The sequence below is a fragment of the Pseudomonas sp. PS01270 genome (genome assembly GCF_029959775.1).
GTDB lineage: Bacteria > Pseudomonadota > Gammaproteobacteria > Pseudomonadales > Pseudomonadaceae > Aquipseudomonas > Aquipseudomonas atacamensis.
The window spans coordinates 23,805-42,292 of the sequence record NZ_JASCPT010000038.1; the positions used below are offsets into that span (position 1 = coordinate 23,805).

Annotated in this window: 15 protein-coding genes and 1 pseudogene; 10 read left to right on the forward strand and 6 right to left on the reverse strand. The window is 61.4% G+C overall.

Going from position 1 to position 18,488, the window contains the following annotated elements; all coding sequences use genetic code 11:
* Window positions 1–195: 195 nt before the first annotated feature.
* The 9 genes from QMX86_RS13355 to pcaC all read left to right on the forward strand — a co-directional run bounded on the left by QMX86_RS13355 (window position 196) and on the right by pcaC (window position 8,517).
* A complete protein-coding gene (locus tag QMX86_RS13355) occupies window positions 196–1,053 on the forward strand; it encodes a CoA transferase subunit A (protein ID WP_282384796.1) in 858 nt (285 codons plus the stop codon).
* The gene (locus tag QMX86_RS13360) at window positions 1,053–1,832 is read left to right on the forward strand and encodes a CoA-transferase subunit beta (protein ID WP_071174622.1); all 780 of its coding nucleotides are present in this window, start codon (window positions 1,053–1,055) and stop codon (window positions 1,830–1,832) included. The genes QMX86_RS13355 and QMX86_RS13360 overlap by 1 nt, the downstream gene beginning before the upstream one ends.
* Window positions 1,829–3,034, forward strand: coding sequence for a 3-oxoadipyl-CoA thiolase (pcaF, locus tag QMX86_RS13365; RefSeq protein WP_282384800.1), 1,206 nt, complete (start codon window positions 1,829–1,831; stop codon window positions 3,032–3,034). The genes QMX86_RS13360 and pcaF overlap by 4 nt, the downstream gene beginning before the upstream one ends.
* Window positions 3,035–3,070: 36 nt before the next feature.
* Complete coding sequence (pcaH, locus tag QMX86_RS13370; protein WP_282384802.1) at window positions 3,071–3,775, forward strand: protocatechuate 3,4-dioxygenase subunit beta; 705 nt, start codon at window positions 3,071–3,073, stop codon at window positions 3,773–3,775.
* A 1-nt stretch (window position 3,776) separates the two neighbouring features.
* Complete coding sequence (gene pcaG / locus QMX86_RS13375; RefSeq protein WP_071174625.1) at window positions 3,777–4,343, forward strand: protocatechuate 3,4-dioxygenase subunit alpha; 567 nt, start codon at window positions 3,777–3,779, stop codon at window positions 4,341–4,343.
* Between the two features lie 262 nt (window positions 4,344–4,605).
* On the forward strand, window positions 4,606–5,901 hold the full coding sequence (locus QMX86_RS13380; protein WP_041478914.1) for an MFS family transporter: 1,296 nt from the start codon (window positions 4,606–4,608) through the stop codon (window positions 5,899–5,901).
* A gap of 45 nt (window positions 5,902–5,946) precedes the next feature.
* Window positions 5,947–7,311, forward strand: coding sequence for a 3-carboxy-cis,cis-muconate cycloisomerase (locus QMX86_RS13385; protein WP_122706412.1), 1,365 nt, complete (start codon window positions 5,947–5,949; stop codon window positions 7,309–7,311).
* An 11-nt stretch (window positions 7,312–7,322) separates the two neighbouring features.
* On the forward strand, window positions 7,323–8,114 hold the full coding sequence (pcaD, locus tag QMX86_RS13390) for a 3-oxoadipate enol-lactonase (RefSeq protein ID WP_016771335.1): 792 nt from the start codon (window positions 7,323–7,325) through the stop codon (window positions 8,112–8,114).
* A gap of 10 nt (window positions 8,115–8,124) precedes the next feature.
* Window positions 8,125–8,517, forward strand: coding sequence for a 4-carboxymuconolactone decarboxylase (gene pcaC, locus QMX86_RS13395; protein WP_024011942.1), 393 nt, complete (start codon window positions 8,125–8,127; stop codon window positions 8,515–8,517).
* 132 nt (window positions 8,518–8,649) lie between these two features.
* Here pcaC and QMX86_RS13400 read toward each other — a convergent pair whose 3' ends face one another.
* The 5 genes from QMX86_RS13400 to emhA all read right to left on the reverse strand — a co-directional run bounded on the left by QMX86_RS13400 (window position 8,650) and on the right by emhA (window position 17,169).
* Window positions 8,650–9,456: a methyltransferase domain-containing protein gene (locus QMX86_RS13400; protein WP_282387974.1), complete on the reverse strand. Its 807-nt coding sequence runs from the start codon at window positions 9,454–9,456 to the stop codon at window positions 8,650–8,652.
* Window positions 9,457–9,748: 292 nt separating this feature from the next.
* Window positions 9,749–11,008 carry an OprD family porin gene (locus QMX86_RS13405; RefSeq protein ID WP_282387073.1) on the reverse strand — a complete coding sequence of 420 codons (1,260 nt, stop codon included), beginning with the start codon at window positions 11,006–11,008 and terminating at the stop codon, window positions 9,749–9,751.
* 378 nt (window positions 11,009–11,386) lie between these two features.
* Window positions 11,387–12,847 (reverse strand): efflux RND transporter outer membrane subunit EmhC, encoded by a 1,461-nt coding sequence (emhC, locus tag QMX86_RS13410; RefSeq protein WP_282387072.1) that lies wholly within the window; start codon window positions 12,845–12,847, stop codon window positions 11,387–11,389.
* Window positions 12,844–16,008, reverse strand: coding sequence for an efflux RND transporter permease subunit EmhB (gene emhB / locus QMX86_RS13415; RefSeq protein WP_151551974.1), 3,165 nt, complete (start codon window positions 16,006–16,008; stop codon window positions 12,844–12,846). Before emhB ends, emhC begins: the two co-directional genes overlap by 4 nt.
* A gap of 3 nt (window positions 16,009–16,011) precedes the next feature.
* Window positions 16,012–17,169, reverse strand: coding sequence for an efflux RND transporter periplasmic adaptor subunit EmhA (gene emhA, locus QMX86_RS13420; RefSeq protein WP_039762673.1), 1,158 nt, complete (start codon window positions 17,167–17,169; stop codon window positions 16,012–16,014).
* A 266-nt stretch (window positions 17,170–17,435) separates the two neighbouring features.
* Here emhA and emhR point away from each other — a divergent pair, with 266 nt between their 5' ends.
* Complete coding sequence (gene emhR, locus QMX86_RS13425) at window positions 17,436–18,068, forward strand: efflux system transcriptional repressor EmhR (protein ID WP_024011948.1); 633 nt, start codon at window positions 17,436–17,438, stop codon at window positions 18,066–18,068.
* 211 nt (window positions 18,069–18,279) lie between these two features.
* Here the strand turns inward: emhR and QMX86_RS13430 are convergent.
* A pseudogene (locus QMX86_RS13430) lies at window positions 18,280–18,488 on the reverse strand (IS481 family transposase); the annotation flags it as partial.

An 18,488-nucleotide genomic window follows, 5' to 3' on the forward strand; every position in this document is an offset into this window, starting at 1 on the left:
AGCGTCCCGGGCTGCATTCCGACGCGGGGCGTGGGAACGATCTTTAGGCAAGCAACAATCCGTTCGATAAACGAACACTCAGTCGATTATCGGATTGTTTGGCGAATTTCCCGAGCTTAATCTTCAGTGACTCCGGCGCTGAACCTCGCGCCTTTTTATCACTGGCGATTCCTTACAAGAACAGGAGCCCGCTCCATGGCTGAGATCCTTTCGCTGCACGACGCGGTGAAGCAATTCGTCAACGACGGCGATACCGTCGCCCTCGAAGGCTTCACTCACCTGATCCCTACGGCAGCGGGTCATGAAATCATTCGTCAAGGCAAGAAAGATCTGACGCTGGTGCGGATGACGCCTGACCTGATCTACGACCAACTGATCGGCGCCGGTTGCGCGCGCAAACTGATTTTCTCCTGGGGCGGCAACCCGGGCGTGGGCTCGCTGCACCGCCTGCGTGACGCGGTCGAAAAACAATGGCCGCATCCGCTGGAAATCGAAGAACACAGCCACGCCGACCTCGCCAACGCCTACGTCGCCGGCGCGTCCGGCCTGCCGTTCGCAGTGCTGCGTGCCTACGCCGGCTCCGACCTGCCGAAGGTCAATCCGCTGATCAAAACCGTGACCTGCCCGTTCACCGGCGAAGTGCTGGCGGCAGTGCCATCGGTGCGCCCGGACGTTACCGTGATTCACGCGCAAAAGGCCGACCGCAAAGGCAACGTGTTGCTCTGGGGCATTCTCGGTGTGCAGAAAGAAGCCGCGCTGGCCGCCAAACGTTGCATCGTCACCGTGGAAGAAATCGTCGACGACCTCAACGCACCGATGAACGCTTGCGTACTGCCGACCTGGGCCTTGAGTGCGGTCTGCCATGTGCCGGGTGGCGCGCATCCGTCCTACGCCCACGGTTACACCGAGCGTGACAATCGTTTCTATCAGGCGTGGGACCCGATCGCTCGCGACCGTGAGACGTTTACCGCGTGGATCAACCAATACATCCATGGCTGCGCTGACTTCAGCGAATTCCAGGCCAAATTGGCCGCTGCTTCGGAGGCCAAGTAATGACTTACACCACCAATGAAATGATGACCGTCGCGGCGGCCCGGCGCCTGAAGAACGGCTCGGTATGTTTCGTCGGCATCGGCCTGCCATCGAAAGCCGCCAACCTCGCGCGCCTGACTTCATCGCCGGACGTGGTGCTGATTTACGAATCCGGCCCGATTGGCGCCAAGCCGAGCGTACTGCCTCTGTCGATCGGTGACGGCGAGTTGGCCGAGACCGCCGACACCGTGGTGCCGACCGGTGAGATTTTTCGCTACTGGCTGCAGGGCGGGCGCATCGACGTCGGTTTCCTCGGCGCCGCGCAGGTCGACCGTTTCGGCAACATCAACACCACCGTGGTCGGCGACTACCACGCGCCGAAAGTGCGCCTGCCGGGTGCCGGTGGCGCGCCGGAGATTGCCGGTTCGGCGAAAAGCGTGCTGATCATCCTTAAACAGTCGGCGCGGTCGTTTGTCGACAAGCTCGACTTCATCACCTCGGTCGGTCACGGCGAAGGTGGCGATTCGCGTAAACGTCTCGGCCTGCCGGGCGCCGGGCCGGTGGGCATCATCACCGACCTGTGCATCATGGAACCGGAGGAGGGCACCCATGAATTCGTGGTCACCGCGCTGCATCCGGGCGTGAGCCGCGAGCAAGTGGTCGCCGCCACCGGTTGGGCGATTCGTTTTGCCGACTCCGTTGAAACCACCGCTGAGCCGACCGAAGTCGAGTTGACCGCACTGCGTGATCTTGAGGCGCGCACCGCTGCCGCCCACGGTCAGGCGCCGGGAGAAGCATGATGCGTGACGTGTATATCTGCGACGCGATTCGCACCCCTATCGGCCGTTTCGGCGGCGCACTGTCCGCCGTGCGCGCCGATGACCTCGCCGCCGTGCCGATCAAGGCCCTGATGGAGCGCAATCCATCGGTGGACTGGAATGCCGTCGATGAGGTGTTTCTCGGCTGCGCCAACCAGGCCGGCGAAGACAACCGCAACGTTGCGCGCATGGCATTGCTGCTCGCCGGTCTGCCGGACAGCGTGCCGGGCGTTACGCTCAATCGCCTCTGCGCTTCGGGCATGGACGCGATCGGTACGGCATTCCGCGCCATCGCCAGTGGCGAGATGGAGCTGGCGATTGCCGGCGGCGTCGAATCGATGTCCCGCGCGCCATTCGTGATGGGCAAGGCCGACGCGGCGTTCTCGCGCAACATGAAACTGGAAGACACCACCATCGGCTGGCGTTTCATCAACCCGCTGATGAAGGCGCAGTACGGCGTCGATGCCATGCCGCAGACCGCTGACAACGTTGCCGACGACTACAAGGTTTCGCGCGAAGATCAGGACGCCTTTGCTCTGCGCAGTCAGCAACGTACCGCCGCCGCGCAGGCTGCCGGTTACTTCGCTGAAGAAATCGTCGAAGTGCGCATCGCCCACAAAAAGGGCGAAACCGTGGTCAGCGAGGACGAACATCCGCGCGCCGACACTACGATTGAAGCGCTGGCCAAACTGAAGCCAGTCAATGGCGCGGACAAAACCGTCACCGCCGGCAATGCCTCCGGGGTCAACGATGGTGCTGCTGCGCTGATTCTGGCTTCGGCCGAAGCGGTGAAAAAACACGGCCTGACCGCCCGCGCAAAAGTGCTCGGCATGGCCAGCGCCGGCGTCGCACCACGGGTGATGGGCATCGGCCCGGTGCCGGCGGTGCGCAAACTGAACGAGCGCCTTGGCGTCGCGGTCAGCGATTTCGACGTGATCGAGCTCAACGAAGCGTTTGCCAGCCAAGGTCTGGCGGTACTGCGTGAACTGGGGCTGGCGGATGACGCGCCGCAGGTCAACCCGAATGGCGGCGCGATTGCCCTCGGTCACCCGTTGGGCATGAGCGGTGCGCGGCTGGTGCTGACCGCCCTGCATCATCTGGAAAAGACTGGCGGCAAGAAAGGTCTGGCGACCATGTGCGTCGGTGTTGGCCAGGGTCTGGCCCTGGCCATCGAACGTGTCTGACGCACTGCGGCACTTACAAGAACTGAGGAAAGCGAAATGACTGACAAGCCTGGTTACCGTCGCCCACAGGCAGGCACTCAGCCTGACTACCTGCACCCGACGTATCAATCCACCAACCTGCGCTCGCCGTCCAAGCCGTTGGTGCACCTGCCGCACTCGCTGTCGGAAATCACCGGGCCGACCATCGGTGCCGAACACGTTGTCGAGAAGGACAATGACCTGACCGCACAGCACGACGGCGAGCCGTTGGGCGAGCGCATCATCATTCACGGCCGCGTGCTCGACGAAGACGGCCTGCCGGTGCCGGGGATTCTGGTGGAGATCTGGCAGGCCAATGCCGCCGGCCGCTACAACCATGCCCGCGACCTGCACGACGCGCCGCTGGACCCGAACTTCACCGGCACCGGCCGCACCGTCACCGATGCCGATGGCTGGTACCAGTTCCAGACCATCAAGCCCGGCGCCTATCCGTGGGGCAACCACCACAACGCCTGGCGCCCGGCGCACATCCACTTTTCCCTGTTCGGGCCGAGCATCCTCACCCGACTGGTCACGCAAATGTATTTCCCCGGCGACCCGTTGCTGGCGTATGACCCGATCTACAACTGCGTGCCGGACACTTCGGCCAAGGAACGCCTGATCGCCAGTTTCGATCTGGAAAAAACCATTCCGTCCTACGCCCTCGGTTACCGCTGGGACATCGTGCTGCGCGGCCGTGAAGCCACGCCGATGGAGAAATAAGATGACGCTCTATGCGACCACGTCCCACACCGTCGGGCCGTATTACCACATCGGCCTGACCTGGCTGAACCGCGAAACCCTGGCCAACGAGCTGACCCTCGGCGAGCGCGTGGCAATCACCGGCCAAGTGGTGGACGGCAATGGCGATGTCGTCAACGACGCCATGCTCGAAGTCTGGCAGGCCAACGCCGCCGGCAAGTACGACCACCCGGAAGATCACCAGGACAAACCGCTCGACCCGAATTTCGAAGGCTTCGGCCGGGTGCCGGTGGATGCCGAAGGGCGCTTCCGTTTCACCACGATCAAACCGGGCACCGTGCCGGGGTTGAAAGGCTCGACCCAGGCGCCGCATCTGGTGGTGCTGGTGTTTGCTCGCGGTCTGGTCAAGCACTTGCTGACGCGGATTTATTTCGAGGGCGAACCGGCAAACGTTGCTGATCCGTTGCTCGAGTGCGTGCCGGCGGAGCGTCGCCAGACGTTGCTGGCCAAGGCGGATGCGTCGGGTGTGTACCAGTGGAATGTGGTTCTGCAGGGCACCGATGCCGAGACGGTGTTCTTCGATTATTGAGAGAACACCCCAAATCCCCTGCAGGACAGAGTCCCTGTGGTGAGGGGATTTATCCCCGCTGGGCTGCGAAGCAGCCCCAAAAACCAGTCGGCGCGGTATTCAGATGAACCGCGTGTATCTGATTTGCGAGTGCTTCGCACTCGAGCGGGGATAAATCCCCTCGCCACAAAGGCTGATCCAGACTTGAGTGATGATCCGATGTGGAACGGGACTGTTGCAAAGTATGTCTAGACTGTGACTGTCCCTATCGAGTGAAAAAACAATGACAACCACCACCTCCCACTACACCGGCGAAGAGCGCAGCAAGCGCATCTTCGCCATTGTCGGCGCTTCCTCCGGCAATCTAGTCGAATGGTTCGACTTCTACGTCTACGCCTTCTGCGCGATCTATTTTGCCCCGGCGTTTTTCCCCTCCGATAACCCCACCGTGCAACTGGTCAACACCGCTGGCGTGTTCGCTGCCGGGTTCCTGATGCGTCCGATTGGTGGCTGGATTTTCGGCCGGGTCGCTGACAAGCACGGGCGCAAAAACTCGATGCTCATCTCCATTCTGATGATGTGCTTCGGCTCGCTGCTGATTGCCTGCCTGCCGACCTACAAGGACATCGGCGTCTGGGCGCCAGTGCTGTTGCTGTTCGCGCGTTTGCTGCAAGGTCTGTCGGTGGGCGGCGAGTACGGCACCACCGCGACTTACATGAGCGAAGTCGCGCTCAAGGGCCAGCGCGGATTCTTCGCCTCGTTCCAGTACGTGACGCTGATTGGCGGGCAATTGCTGGCGGTGTCGCTGGTGGTGGTGCTGCAACAGTTCCTCACTGAAGAGGATCTGCGTGCCTACGGCTGGCGGATTCCATTCGTGGTCGGTGCGGTGGCGGCGCTGATTTCGCTGTTCCTGCGTCGTTCGCTGAAGGAAACCACCAATAAGGAAACCCGTGCGCACAAAGACGCCGGCAGCATCACTGCACTGTTTCGCGATCACAAAGCGGCGTTCATCACCGTCCTCGGTTACACCGCCGGCGGCTCGCTGATTTTCTACACCTTCACCACCTACATGCAGAAATACCTGGTGAACACCGCCGGCATGCACGCCAAGACCGCCAGCTACATCATGACCGGCGCGCTGTTCCTGTATATGTGCATGCAGCCGTTGTTCGGCATGCTCGCCGACAAGATCGGCCGACGTAACTCGATGCTCTGGTTCGGCGCCCTCGGCACGCTGTTCACCGTGCCGATTCTGCTCAGCCTGAAAAGCATCAGCAGCCCGTTCCTCGCCTTCGTGCTGATCACCCTGGCGCTGGCGATTGTCAGCTTCTACACCTCGATCAGCGGTCTGGTAAAAGCCGAGATGTTCCCGCCGGAAGTGCGCGCCCTCGGTGTCGGCCTGGCTTACGCGGTGGCCAATGCAATCTTCGGCGGCTCGGCAGAGTTTGTGGCCCTGAGCCTCAAGGCCGGCGGCATGGAAAACGCCTTCTACTGGTACGTCACGGCGATGATGGCGGTGGCTTTCCTGTTCAGCCTGCGTTTGCCCAAGCAGGCGAAGTATCTGCACCACGATCTGTAAACCCATGTGCGCGGGCTGCGAGGCCCGCGCCGGCAAGGACTGTTTATGACTCAGCGACCGGGCAATCAATTGTTCGATGCCTACTTCACCGCCCACGATATGCGCGAAGTGTTCTGCGATCAGGGCCGGGTGCAGGCGATGCTCGATTTCGAAGCGGCGCTGGCCCGGGCCGAGGCGCGGGTCGGGCTGATTCCTTCATCGGCCGTGGCACCGATTGCCGCAGCGTGCGACGCCGGTCTGTATGACTTCGCAGCGCTGGGCGAGGCGATTGCCACGGCCGGCAATTCGGCGATTCCACTGGTCAAGGCCTTGGGCAAGCAGATCGCTTCGAGCGATGCCGAAGCCGAGCGCTATGTGCATCTGGGCGCGACCAGTCAGGACGTGATGGATTCCGGGCTGGTCCTGCAATTGCGCCAGGCGCTGGCGCTGATTGAAGACCAACTGGCGCAACTGGCCGACTCGCTCGCAGCTCAGGCACAACGTTTCGCTACCACGCCACTGGCCGGGCGCACCTGGCTGCAACATGCCACGCCGGTGACTCTCGGGATGAAAATCGCTGGATGGCTGGGCGCCGTCACGCGCAGCCGTCAGCGTCTACAGGAGCTGAAACCGCGTCTGCTGGTGCTGCAATTTGGTGGCGCCTCCGGCACCCTCGCGGCGCTGGGGGCACAGGCGTTGCCGATCGCTGAGGCCTTGGCCGAAGAGCTGCAACTGACCCTGCCCGAGCAACCGTGGCACACCCAGCGTGATCGCATCGTCGAATTCGGCGCGGTGCTTGGCCTCATCGCCGGCAGCCTCGGCAAATTCGGCCGCGACATCAGCCTGTTGATGCAGACCGAAGCGGCGGAAGTGTTCGAGCCTGCGGCACCGGGCAAGGGCGGTTCTTCGACTATGCCGCACAAACGTAACCCGGTCGGCGCGGCGGTGCTGATCGGCGCGGCCACGCGGGTGCCGGGGCTGGTGTCGACGCTGTTCAGCGCGATGCCGCAGGAACACGAACGCAGTCTCGGTTTGTGGCACGCCGAATGGGAAACCCTGCCGGAGATCTGCTGCCTGGTGTCCGGTTCGCTGCAACAGGCGCGCTTGCTGGCCGACGGTCTGGAAGTCGACGCGGCGCGCATGGCCCGCAACCTCGAACTGACCCAAGGCCTGGTGCTGGCCGAAGCGGTGAGCATCGTCCTCGCCCAACGCGTCGGCCGCGACACCGCGCATCATCTGCTCGAGCAATGCTGCAAACGCGCAGTGGCCGAGCAGCGCCATCTGCGTGCGGTCCTCGCTGACGAGCCGCAAGTCACCGCCGAACTCAGTGGCGCTGAACTCGATGATCTTCTCAACCCCGCGCATTACCTCGGCCAGGCGCAAGTCTGGGTCGAGCGCGCGGTGGCTGAACACAACGCTTTGACTGTCTGAAGGAGAGGGCTGTGGCTTTCGTTCAACTCGCCGATGGCGAACTGCACTATGAAATTGAGGGCCCGGCGGAGGCGCCGGTGCTGGTGCTGTCCAACTCGCTGGGCACCGACCTGCACATGTGGGACGCGCAGATGCCGGCGTTCACCGAGCATTTCCGCGTGCTGCGTTTCGACACGCGCGGCCATGGGCAATCGCTGGTCACCGAGGGGCCGTACAGCATCGAACAACTCGGTCGCGACGTGCTCGGTCTGCTCGATGCGCTGCATATCGAGCGCGCGCATTTCTGCGGACTGTCGATGGGCGGGCTGATCGGTCAGTGGCTGGGGATCAACGCCGGGCATCGTCTGCACAAACTGATCGTGTGCAACACGGCGGCGAAAATCGGCGATCCGTCGGTATGGAATCCACGCATCGAAACCGTATTGCGCGACGGCCCGGCGGCGATGGTCGCACTGCGTGATGCCTCGATTGCGCGCTGGTTCACCCCGGACTTTTCCGCAGCCCATCCCGAGGCGGCGAAGAAGATTACCGACATGCTTGCCGCAACCAATCCACAAGGCTATGCGGCCAACTGCGCGGCCGTGCGCGATGCCGATTTCCGTGAACAACTGGCTTCGATCAACGTGCCGTTGCTGGTGATTGCCGGCAGCGAAGATGCGGTGACGCCGCCGTCCGGCGGGCACTTCATCCGCGACCACGTGCGCGGTGCCGAGTACGCCGAGTTCCATGCGGCGCATTTGTCCAACGTGCAGGCCGGCGCCGCTTTCAGCGACCGTGTGCTGGCGTTTTTGCAGGCTCAGTGAGGAAGAATTTGTGGACGAGAAACAACGTTACGACGAAGGCATGCAAGTACGCCGCGCGGTGCTGGGCGATGCCCACGTCGATCGCAGCCTGACCACGCTGACCGAGTTCAACTCCGAATTCCAGGAGATGATCACCCGCCACGCCTGGGGCGACATCTGGACCCGCCCGGGCCTGCCCCGTCATACCCGCAGCCTGATCACCATCGCCATGCTGATCGGCATGAACCGCGAGGGCGAACTGAAACTGCACCTGCGCGCGGCGGCCAACAACGGCGTGAGCCGTGGCGAGATCAAGGAAGTGATCATGCAGAGCGCGATCTACTGCGGCATCCCGGCGGCGAATGCGACGTTTCATCTGGCGGAGTCGGTGTGGGATGAGCTAGGAGTCGAATCCCGGGATTGATGGCGCCCGAAATTACGCCTTCGCGAGCAAGCTCGCTCCCACATTGGAGTTGTGTCGATCACAAAACAAATGTGGGAGCGAGCTTGCTCGCGAAAGCGGCAGACGCCGTGATGTGTTAATCAGCACATGCACTCAAACCCGGGCGACAATGAATATCCGCTTGAACGCAAACAACGTATGCCCATCCTCCTCTTGCGGATAATGCTCATGCACCCGCATCAGGTAGTGATAGATGAATCGCGCCTGCTGCGCTGAATCCAGCGCCTGCATGACTGGTCTTAACGCCGAGACCTTGATCCAGTCATACACCGGCGATTTGGAGTCGACCACTTGCAGTTGTTCGGTCTCCCAAATGTCCAGCGATGCGGTCATTGGCGCGAGCAGACGGTAGTAGTCCTCCAGCGTCAGTAGCGGCCGCGCGGCCATGCGCCGGCGCAGTTCCGGTGTGCCCAATGGTGCGCCCCCGGGGCCGGCGTCCTCCAACGTTTGCAGCATCAACCGATACCACAACGCATCGCGCCAATCCGGCATGTGCGCTGCGAGGCAGCCGCCAGGATTCAAATAGCCGAGCAGGCGCGGCAGCAAGGTTTCGTGGTCATCGAGAAAATGCAGCACAGCGGCGGCGAACAACAGATCCGCCGGTTGCTCAGGCTGCCAGTCCAGCAGATCAGATTGTTTCCACAAGGCCTTGATCGGCAGGCTTCGGGCCTCGTTGAGCATCTGCGCCGAGCTGTCGATGCCCTGCAAATGCGCACGCGGCCAACGCTTGGCCAGCAACTGCGTAGCGATGCCGGTGCCGCAGCCCAGATCGTAAATGCGTTGGGGGTTTTGCAGGTCGATACGGTCGAGCAATTCGTTGACCGGACGTTGTCTGAGACGGGAAAACTGTTGGTACGCCTTGGCGTCCCAATCGGATGCAGTGGTGCGGCGCGTGATCATGAGGTGATCCTCCGGTGATCAGATGGTGTCTTCCGATGACAACCTGGTGCACAGCTGGAGACCGACTACGAAACGGAAGCGTGAAGGGTTGGAGCACCTGAGTCCTTCAGGTTTGCTCACTGTAACTGTCGCCCGCAAAAGCGCTACATGGCCTGACCAATGGCATGCATCTGTGATGGGAATCAAATGTGGGAGCGAGCCTGCTCGCGAAGGCCATTTCATATTCGACAGAAATGTCGACTGAAGCTGCGCTTTCGCGAGCAGGCTCGCTCCCACAGTGGGGCATGTGTGGTTAGAGAAGGCTGATCGGGTAGCTGACGATCAGGCGATTTTCATCGAACTCGTTGTTGCTGAAGTCGCGACGCATGGTCGAGTTGCGCCATCTGACGTTCAAATCCTTCAACGTGCCGCTCTGCACCGTGTAACCGAGTTCCGATTCGCGACCCCATTCCTTGCCGTCGGTGATCGTCCCGGTGTGCACGTTGTCGCCGCTGATGTAGCGGTTCATCAGGGTCAGGCCAGGGATGCCCATGGCGGCGAAGTTGTAGTCGTGGCGCAACTGCCAGGAGCGTTCCTGAGCGTTGTCATAACTGGCGTTGTAGCTGTCGTTGGCCAAGGTGCCGCCGCTGGTGCCGTTGACGCGCATCCAGGCGCTGTCGCCGGTCAGTTTCTGCAGGCCGAGGTAGAACGTGTTGCCGCCGTACTTGGCCGAAAACATGCCGTACCAGGTCTTGTTGTCCAGATCGCCGGCACGCGCGCTGCCATCTTCCTTACCGTAGAAAAAGCCGAGGTTGGCGCCCAGCGTCCAGTCGCCGAGCGGCTGACTGTGCAGCACATTGAGGTACTGCTGGCTGTAGATGTCCTTGAGTTGCGCGTTCCACAGGCCGATCTGTGTGCGCTTGTCGTTGAACAGGTATTCGCCGCCCTGGAAGTTGAAACGATCAGAGGTGAACGCGGCTTTGCCGGTCATCGACATGTCGCTCATGCTGCTGTCGTCGCGCGGGCTGTTGGCGCGGAACTGGCCGCCATAGAGGGTCAGGCCGGCGATTTCCTTGGAGGTGATCTGGCCGCCACGGAAGGTTTGCGGCAGCGAGCGACCGTCGTCCGAACGCAGAATCGGCAATACCGGCATCCACTCGCCGACCTTCACCTCGGTCTGGGACAGTTTGGCTTTGAAAGCGACGTTGGTGCGGCCGAAGTTGTCCGCCGGGCGGCCGTCATGGTCCAGCGGCAACAACTGCGTGCCGCCCGTGCCTTTACCGCCATCGAGCTTGATCGAATACAGCCCGAGTACGTCCATGCCGAAACCGACCGTGCCTTGGGTAAAGCCGGATTTGGCGTCGAGGATGAAACTCTGCGTCCACTCTTCAGCCTTGCCCTGGGTTTTGGTCGGGTTGGTGAAGTTGCGGTTGATGTAGAAGTTGCGCAGGTTCAGGTTGACCTTGGCGCCTTCAACGAAGCCGCCTTCTTCGGCGCTGGCTGGCAGGGCCAGACCGGCGATGGCCAGGGCGATCACAGCGGGCAATGTGTAGGGCACAGGGAAAACTGTCATGGACTTGGGTCTCTCTTGTTTTTTTAGGGCGTACGGGTGCGCTGCGGCCGGTTTTCGGGGTGCAGACTTGGAAAGTATTCAGGGGTGAAACGATGGCAATCAGCCGGACGGGGCAGGGCGCGGGAGCATGGTGTCGAACCTGTTGTTATTGGTTTTGTGGAGCGAATGGTGCGGGGGGCGGATGTTGGGATTCAATTGGGAAAAGCGGGTTTTGGGCGATTATCGAACAGCATTGAAGATCAAAAGATCGCAGCCTTCGGCAGCTCCTACAGGGCAACGCATTTCAAATGTAGGAGCTGCCGAAGGCTGCGATCTTTTGATTCTCAGGCAACAAAAAGCCCACCAATCGGTGGGCTCCTTGTATTCAGCCGATGATGATCAGAACAGCTTCATCTTCGGGGCTTCTTTTTTCAGCGCTTCGTTCTGCGCGGTCTGCGCATTCCAGCCACCGCCCAGGGCCTTGTACAGGTTGACCGCACTGGTCAGCTGCGCGAGGCGGTCGGTGATCAGCGCTTGTTGTGCGCTGAACAACTGACGCTGGGCATCGAGGAAGGTCAGGTTGCTGTCGACGCCGATGCGGTAGCGACGTTCGGCCAGGCGGTAGTAATCCTGGTTGGCCTGAACGAAGTCACGCTGCGCTTGCAGCTGCTCGGTGTAGGTCTGGCGGGCGGCGAGGCCGTCGGCGACTTCCTGGAAGGCCGTTTGAATCGACTTTTCGTAGTTCGCCACGCCAATGTCCTTCTGGATCTTGGCGTAGTCGAGGCTGGCGCGCAGGCTGCCGGCGTTGAAGATCGGCAGGTTGATCTGCGGCTGGAACAGCCACGTCCCCGAGCCACCCTTGAACAGACCGGACAGATCCGGGCTCAGGCTGCCCGCGTTGGCGGTCAGGCTGATGCTCGGGAAGAACGCTGCACGGGCCGCACCGATGTTGGCGTTGGCCGCCTTCAGGTTGTACTCGGCCTGGAGGATGTCCGGACGACGTTGCAGCAGGTCCGAAGGCAGACCGGCCGGCACATCGCTGAGCAGATCATCGGACAGCGGTTTGGCCGTTTGCAGGTTGGCCGGAATACCGGTGCCGAGCAGCAGGGTCAGGCTGTTTTCGTCCTGCGCGACCTGGCGGGTATAACGCGCCAGTTGCGCCCGGGCGTTTTCCACGGAAGTGCGCGACTGCGCCAGATCCAGCGCCGAAGCCACACCGACTTCGTTGCTGCGGCTGGTCAGCTTGTAGCTTTCTTCGAAGGCACCGAGGGTGTCCTGCGTCAGCTTGAGCAGTTCCTTGTCCGCCTGCCAGGTCAGGTAGGCGTTGGCGACGTTGGCGACCAGACTGATCTGCGTACTGCGGCGTGCTTCCTCGGTAGCGAAGTACTGTTGCAGCGCTTGCTCGCTCAGGCTGCGCACCCGACCGAACAGGTCGAGTTCGTAGGCGCTGACGCCTACGGTCGCGGAATACGAACTGCTGATCATCGACTCGCCGGTCTGCGAGGCACGGGCCGGCAGACGCTGGCGGCTGCCGGCGGCATTGGCCGACACTGCCGGGAACAGGTCGGCGCGCTGGATGCGGTACTGCGCCGCGTAAGCGTCGATGTTCAGCGCCGCGACACGCAGGTCGCGGTTGTTTTCCAGGGCGACCTGGATCAGCTGTTGCAGGGCCGGGTCATGGAAAAACTGCTTCCAGCCCTGTTCGGCAGCGGCTTGCGCCGGAGCCTGGGCCGGCGAGTACGCCGGCCCCTGCGGGTACTGGCCTGCGACCGGAGCCTCAGGCTGCTGATAGTCAGGTATCAGCGAGCAACCGCTCAGCACGAAGGCGGCGACTGCGATGGAGAGTAGCGACTTGCTCATTGGCCAGCCTCTTTAGGAGTTTCAGTAGTGTCATCCGCGTCGGTCTTTTTGCGCCGACCGATGGACGACACAGTAACGAAGAACAGTGGGACCCAGAAGATCGCCAGGATCGTGGCCGTGAGCATACCGCCAATCACGCCGGTACCGATCGCGTGCTGACTGCCTGAACCGGCGCCGGTGGAAATCGCCAGCGGCACAACACCGAGAACGAAGGCCAGCGAGGTCATGATGATCGGGCGCAGACGCATGCGGCAGGCTTCGATTGCCGCTTCACGCAGGCTGCGTCCCTGTTCATGCAGTTCCTTGGCGAATTCGACGATCAGAATGGCGTTTTTAGCCGCCAGACCGATGGTCGTCAACAGACCCACCTGGAAGTACACGTCGTTGGACAGACCGCGCAGGCTGGTGGCCATCAGCGCACCGATGATCCCCAGCGGTACCACGAGCATGACCGCGATCGGAATCGACCAGCTTTCATACAGCGCCGCCAGACACAGGAACACCATCAGCAGCGACAGGGCGTACAGCGCTGGTGCTTGCGAGCCGGACAGACGTTCCTCGTAGGACAGACCGGTCCAGGATATACCGACACCGGACGGCAGCTTCTTGGCAATCGCTTCGACTTCAGCCATCGCTTCACCGGTGGAGTAGCCCGGCGCCGGAGCCCCGAGGACCTCGACCGCTTCCACACCGTTATAGCGCGCCAGCTTCGGCGAACCGTAGACCCACTCGCCCTTGGCGAACGCCGAGAACGGAACCATGGTGCCTTCGGCGTTACGCACGTACCACTTCTTCAGGTCTTCGGGGCTCATGCGCGAGTCCGGTTGGCCCTGCACGTAGACTTTCTTCACCCGGCCACGGTCGATGAAGTCGTTGACGTAGCTACTGCCCAGCGCGATCGACAGGGTGTTGTTGATGTCGCTGATGGTGATGCCGAGGGCACTGGCCTTCTCGTCGTCGATTTCCAGTTGGAACTGCGGCTCATCGTTCAGGCCGTTCGGACGCACCTGGGTCAGCACCTTGCTTTGCGCCGCCATGCCGAGGAACTGGTTGCGCGCTTCCATCAGTTTTTCGTGACCGATACCGGCGCGGTCTTGCAGGAACACGTCGAAACCGGTGGCGTTACCCAATTCCAGAACCGCTGGCGGGGCGAAGGCAAACACCATCGCGTCGCGGAAGCTGAAGAAGTGTTGCTGGGCACGCGCAGCGAGGTTGAACACGCTGTTGTCGGCGTTACGTTCGCCCCACGGCTTGAGCATGATGAACGCCATACCCGAGCTCTGCCCACGGCCGGCGAAGTTGAAGCCGGTCACGGTGAACACCGAAGCCACCGCGTCCGCCTCACCGCCGTCCTTGTTCGGACGCAGCAGGTACTCACGCATTTCGTCCACGACCACTTGCGTACGCTGGGCACTGGAACCGGCCGGGGTCTGCACCTGAGCGAACAGAACGCCCTGGTCTTCTTCCGGGAGGAACGCGGTCGGGATGCGGGTGAACAGCCAGATCATGCCCACCACGATCAACAGGTACGCCAGCAGATACGGCGCCTTGCGGGTCAGCATGTTGCCGACGCCGCGCTCGTAGCTGCGTACGCCACGGTCGAAATTGCGGTTGAACCAGCCGAAGAAACCTTTCTTGGGGGTACCGTGCTCGCCTTTCGGAATCGGCTTGAGCATGGTTGCGCACAGCGCCGGGGTGAAGATCAGGGCAACCAGTACCGACAGGGCCATGGCCGACACGATGGTGATCGAGAACTGCTTGTAGATCACACCCGTGGAACCACTGAAGAACGCCATCGGCAGCAGTACCGCCGAGAGCACGAGGGCGATACCGACCAGTGCACCCTGGATCTGGCCCATGGATTTCTTTGTCGCTTCCTTCGGTGACAAGCCTTCTTCGCTCATCACCCGCTCGACGTTTTCCACCACGACGATGGCGTCGTCCACCAGCAGACCGATGGCCAGCACCATGCCGAACATGGTCAGGGTGTTGATGCTGAAACCGGCGGCGGCGAGGATGCCGAATGTACCGAGCAGTACCACCGGCACGGTCATCGTGGTGATGACGGTGGCGCGGAAGTTCTGCAGGAACAGGAACATCACCAGGAACACCAGCGCGATCGCTTCGACCAGCGTGTGCACCACGCCTTTGATCGATTCGGTCACCACCGGAGTGGTGTCGTACGGGAACACCACTTCCATGCCTTGCGGGAAGAACGGCTTGAGGCTGTCGATGGTGTTGCGCAGCGCTTTGGCCGTATCGAGGGCGTTGGCGCCGTTGGCCAGTTTCACCGCCAGACCGGAAGCCGGGCTGCCGTTGAACTGGGCACTGATCGCGTAGTTCTCGCCGCCGAGGCCGACTTCAGCCACGTCTTTGAGGCGAACCTGCGAGCCGTCCTTGTTGACCTTGAGCAGGATTTCCTTGAACTGCTCGGCGGTCTGCAGACGGGTCTTGCCGATGATCGTCGCGTTCAGTTGCTGGCCCTGCACGGCAGGCAAGCCACCGAGCTGACCGGACGACACCTGGACGTTCTGCGCAGCAATCGCATTCTTCACGTCGACCGGGGTCAGGTTGAAGTTGTTCAACTTGGCCGGGTCGAGCCAGATACGCATCGCGTACTGCGCACCGAAGACCTGGAAGTCACCGACACCGGCGGTCCGCGAGATCGGGTCCTGCATGTTCGACACGATGTAGTTGGACAGGTCGTCCTTGGTCATGCTGCCGTCACGCGACACCACGCCGATCACCAGCAGGAAGTTCTTCACTGCCTTGGTCACGCGGATACCCTGTTGCTGCACTTCCTGCGGCAGCAGCGGGGTGGCCAGGTTCAGCTTGTTCTGGACCTGAACCTGCGCGGTGTCGGAGTTGGTGCCTTGCTCGAAGGTCGCGGTGATGGTCATGCTGCCGTCGGAGTTACTTTCCGACGACACATAACGCAGGTTGTCGATACCGTTGAGCTGTTGCTCGATGACCTGTACCACGGTGTCCTGCACGGTTTGTGCGGACGCGCCTGGGTAGGTCACCTGGATCGCAATGGCCGGTGGCGCAATGCTCGGGTATTGGTTGATCGGCAATTTCAGGATCGAAAGTGCCCCGACCAGCATGATCACCAGGGCGATTACCCAGGCGAAAATCGGACGGTCGATGAAGAATTTTGACATGGGTTACTCCCCTTTGCCGCCGGCGGCTTTGTCAGCTGCCTGTGCGGGGGCCGGGTTCTTGGTGCCGACGTTAGTCGCCTCGGTCGCTTTGACCTCGACGCCCGGTTTGACGTACTGCAGCCCTTCGGTGATCAGACGATCGCCGGCTTTCAGGCCGTCTTCGATCAACCACTGGCTGCCGACGGTGCGGCTGGCCTTGAGCTGACGCAGTTCGACCTTGTTGTCGGCGCCGACGACCAGTGCGGTCGGGGTGCCTTTGAGGTCGCGGGTCACGCCTTGCTGTGGCGCGAGGATCGCTGCGCTGTTGACGCCGGCCTGCAACTGGGCGTGGACGAACATGCCTGGCAGCAGGGTGTGATCCGGGTTGGGGAACACTGCGCGCAGGGTCACCGAGCCGGTGGTCTGGTCAACCGAGACTTCGGAGAATTCCAGCTTGCCGTCGAGCTTGTACTGGCTGCCGTCTTCCAGGGTCAGCTTGACTGCGGCGGCGTTGTCGCCAGCCTTCTGCAGACGCCCACTTTCCAGTTCGCGGCGCAGTTCCAGCAGTTCCACCGACGACTGGGTGACGTCGACGTAGATCGGGTCGAGCTGCTGAATCACTGCCATTGCATCGGCCTGGCCATTGCTTACCAGTGCGCCTTCGGTCACCGAAGAGCGGCCGATACGGCCGGAGATCGGCGCATAGACCTTGGTGTAACGCACGTTGATCTGCGCAGTCTGAAGCGACGCTTCCGATTGCAGGCGGTTGGCCAATGCGGTGTCGTATTCCTGACGGCTTACGGCTTGCTCATCGACCAGTTGCTTGTAGCGGTCGGAGATCGACTTGGTCGAACGCAGGTTGGCTTCGGCACTTTTCAGCGTCGCTTCATAGACCGACGGATCGATCTGATAAAGCTGCTGACCGGCTTTGACGTCGGCGCCTTCCTTGAACAGACGCTTGAGAATGATGCCGTTGACCTGCGGGCGAACTTCAGCGATGCGGAACGCACTGGTGCGGCCCGGAAGTTCCGAGGTCAGGGTAAAGGCTTGTGGTTGCAGGGTGACGACGCCGACCTGAGGAGGCGGAGCGGCAGGGGCCGCTTCTTCCTTTTTACATCCGCTGAGCAGCGATGCCAGGGCGACGGCAGTGACCAGAGCGGTAACAGCTGGCTTGAATTGCATGAAGATCCTCGGGTCAGGCGCGCAAGAAGCGCACAAGAAGTGTGAAAGAGTAAAAATCGGGCACCGGGTGGATAAGTAGCTTGCTAAGTAATATACTTACGTTCATGGTTGTTTGTAAACACCTGCGCCGCGTACCCACCCTGATACAAAAGTCGTCGCAAGGTTTGAAATTGTAGGCCGGGGAGTCGATTCACGAGAGATCGCCCCCTCTTTATTCAGCGGATATTCAGCCATCCCTGAAACATCCTGTTTGAGGTTTTACTGCCATGGTCCGTCGTACCAAAGAGGAAGCTCAGGAAACCCGCAGCCAGATTCTGGAAGCGGCCGAGAAAGCCTTTTATGAAAGGGGGGTTGCCCGCACCACCCTGGCGGACATCGCGACCCTCGCCGGCGTGACGCGTGGCGCCATCTACTGGCATTTCAGCAACAAGGCCGATCTGGTCCAGGCCATGCTCGACAGCCTGCACGAACCGCTGGATGAACTGGCCAAGGCCAGCGAAAGCGAGGACGAACCGGACCCGCTGGGCTGCATGCGGCAGTTGCTGATTCATTTGTTTCATCAAGTTGCACTGGACCCGAAAACCCGGCGCATCAACGAAATTCTGTTTCATAAGTGCGAATTCACCGATGAAATGTGCGATCTGCGCCAGCAGCGCCGGACGGCCAGTCTCGATTGCAACGTGCGCATCGGCCTGACCCTGCGTAATGCGGTGAATCGCGGCCAGTTGCCGGAAGACCTCGACACTGCCCGCGCGGCGATCAGCATTCATGCCTACATCGACGGCCTGCTGTACGGCTGGCTGCTGGCCCCGGACAGCTTCGAACTGCATGCCGAGGCTGAACGCTGGGTCGACACCGGGCTGGACATGCTGCGCCTGAGCCCAAGCCTGCGCAAATGAAACAAAATGCGCAATTGCCCGGCAGGATGTCAATCAGCCGCCATGGCTGATGATCGCGGCGGGGAGTTTAAACGTAGCGAGTCGTGGATTTTGTAGGGAAATTGTGTCGCTCTTGTGAAACCGTGTTTCGCCGCTTTCCCCTCACCCTAGCCCTCTCCCTGTATGTACCGGGGACATGGTGGACACATTTTCGGAGACATGGTGGACGGTTTTAGATCTTCTTACCTGCCGTCACGATCTGCAAGTTCAAGTCGATTCGAGCGACACGATGTCTACTCCAGTAGACATCGTGGATACCGTCCTCCGTCGTCTCCCTGATCGCTATGCACCTGCCATAAAAAGCCTTTCCGATCTTGTATTCCCGATTCCTCCAGAAGATTTCGCCTCCCACCTGTACCTTCCTGACCACATCTGCGTCGT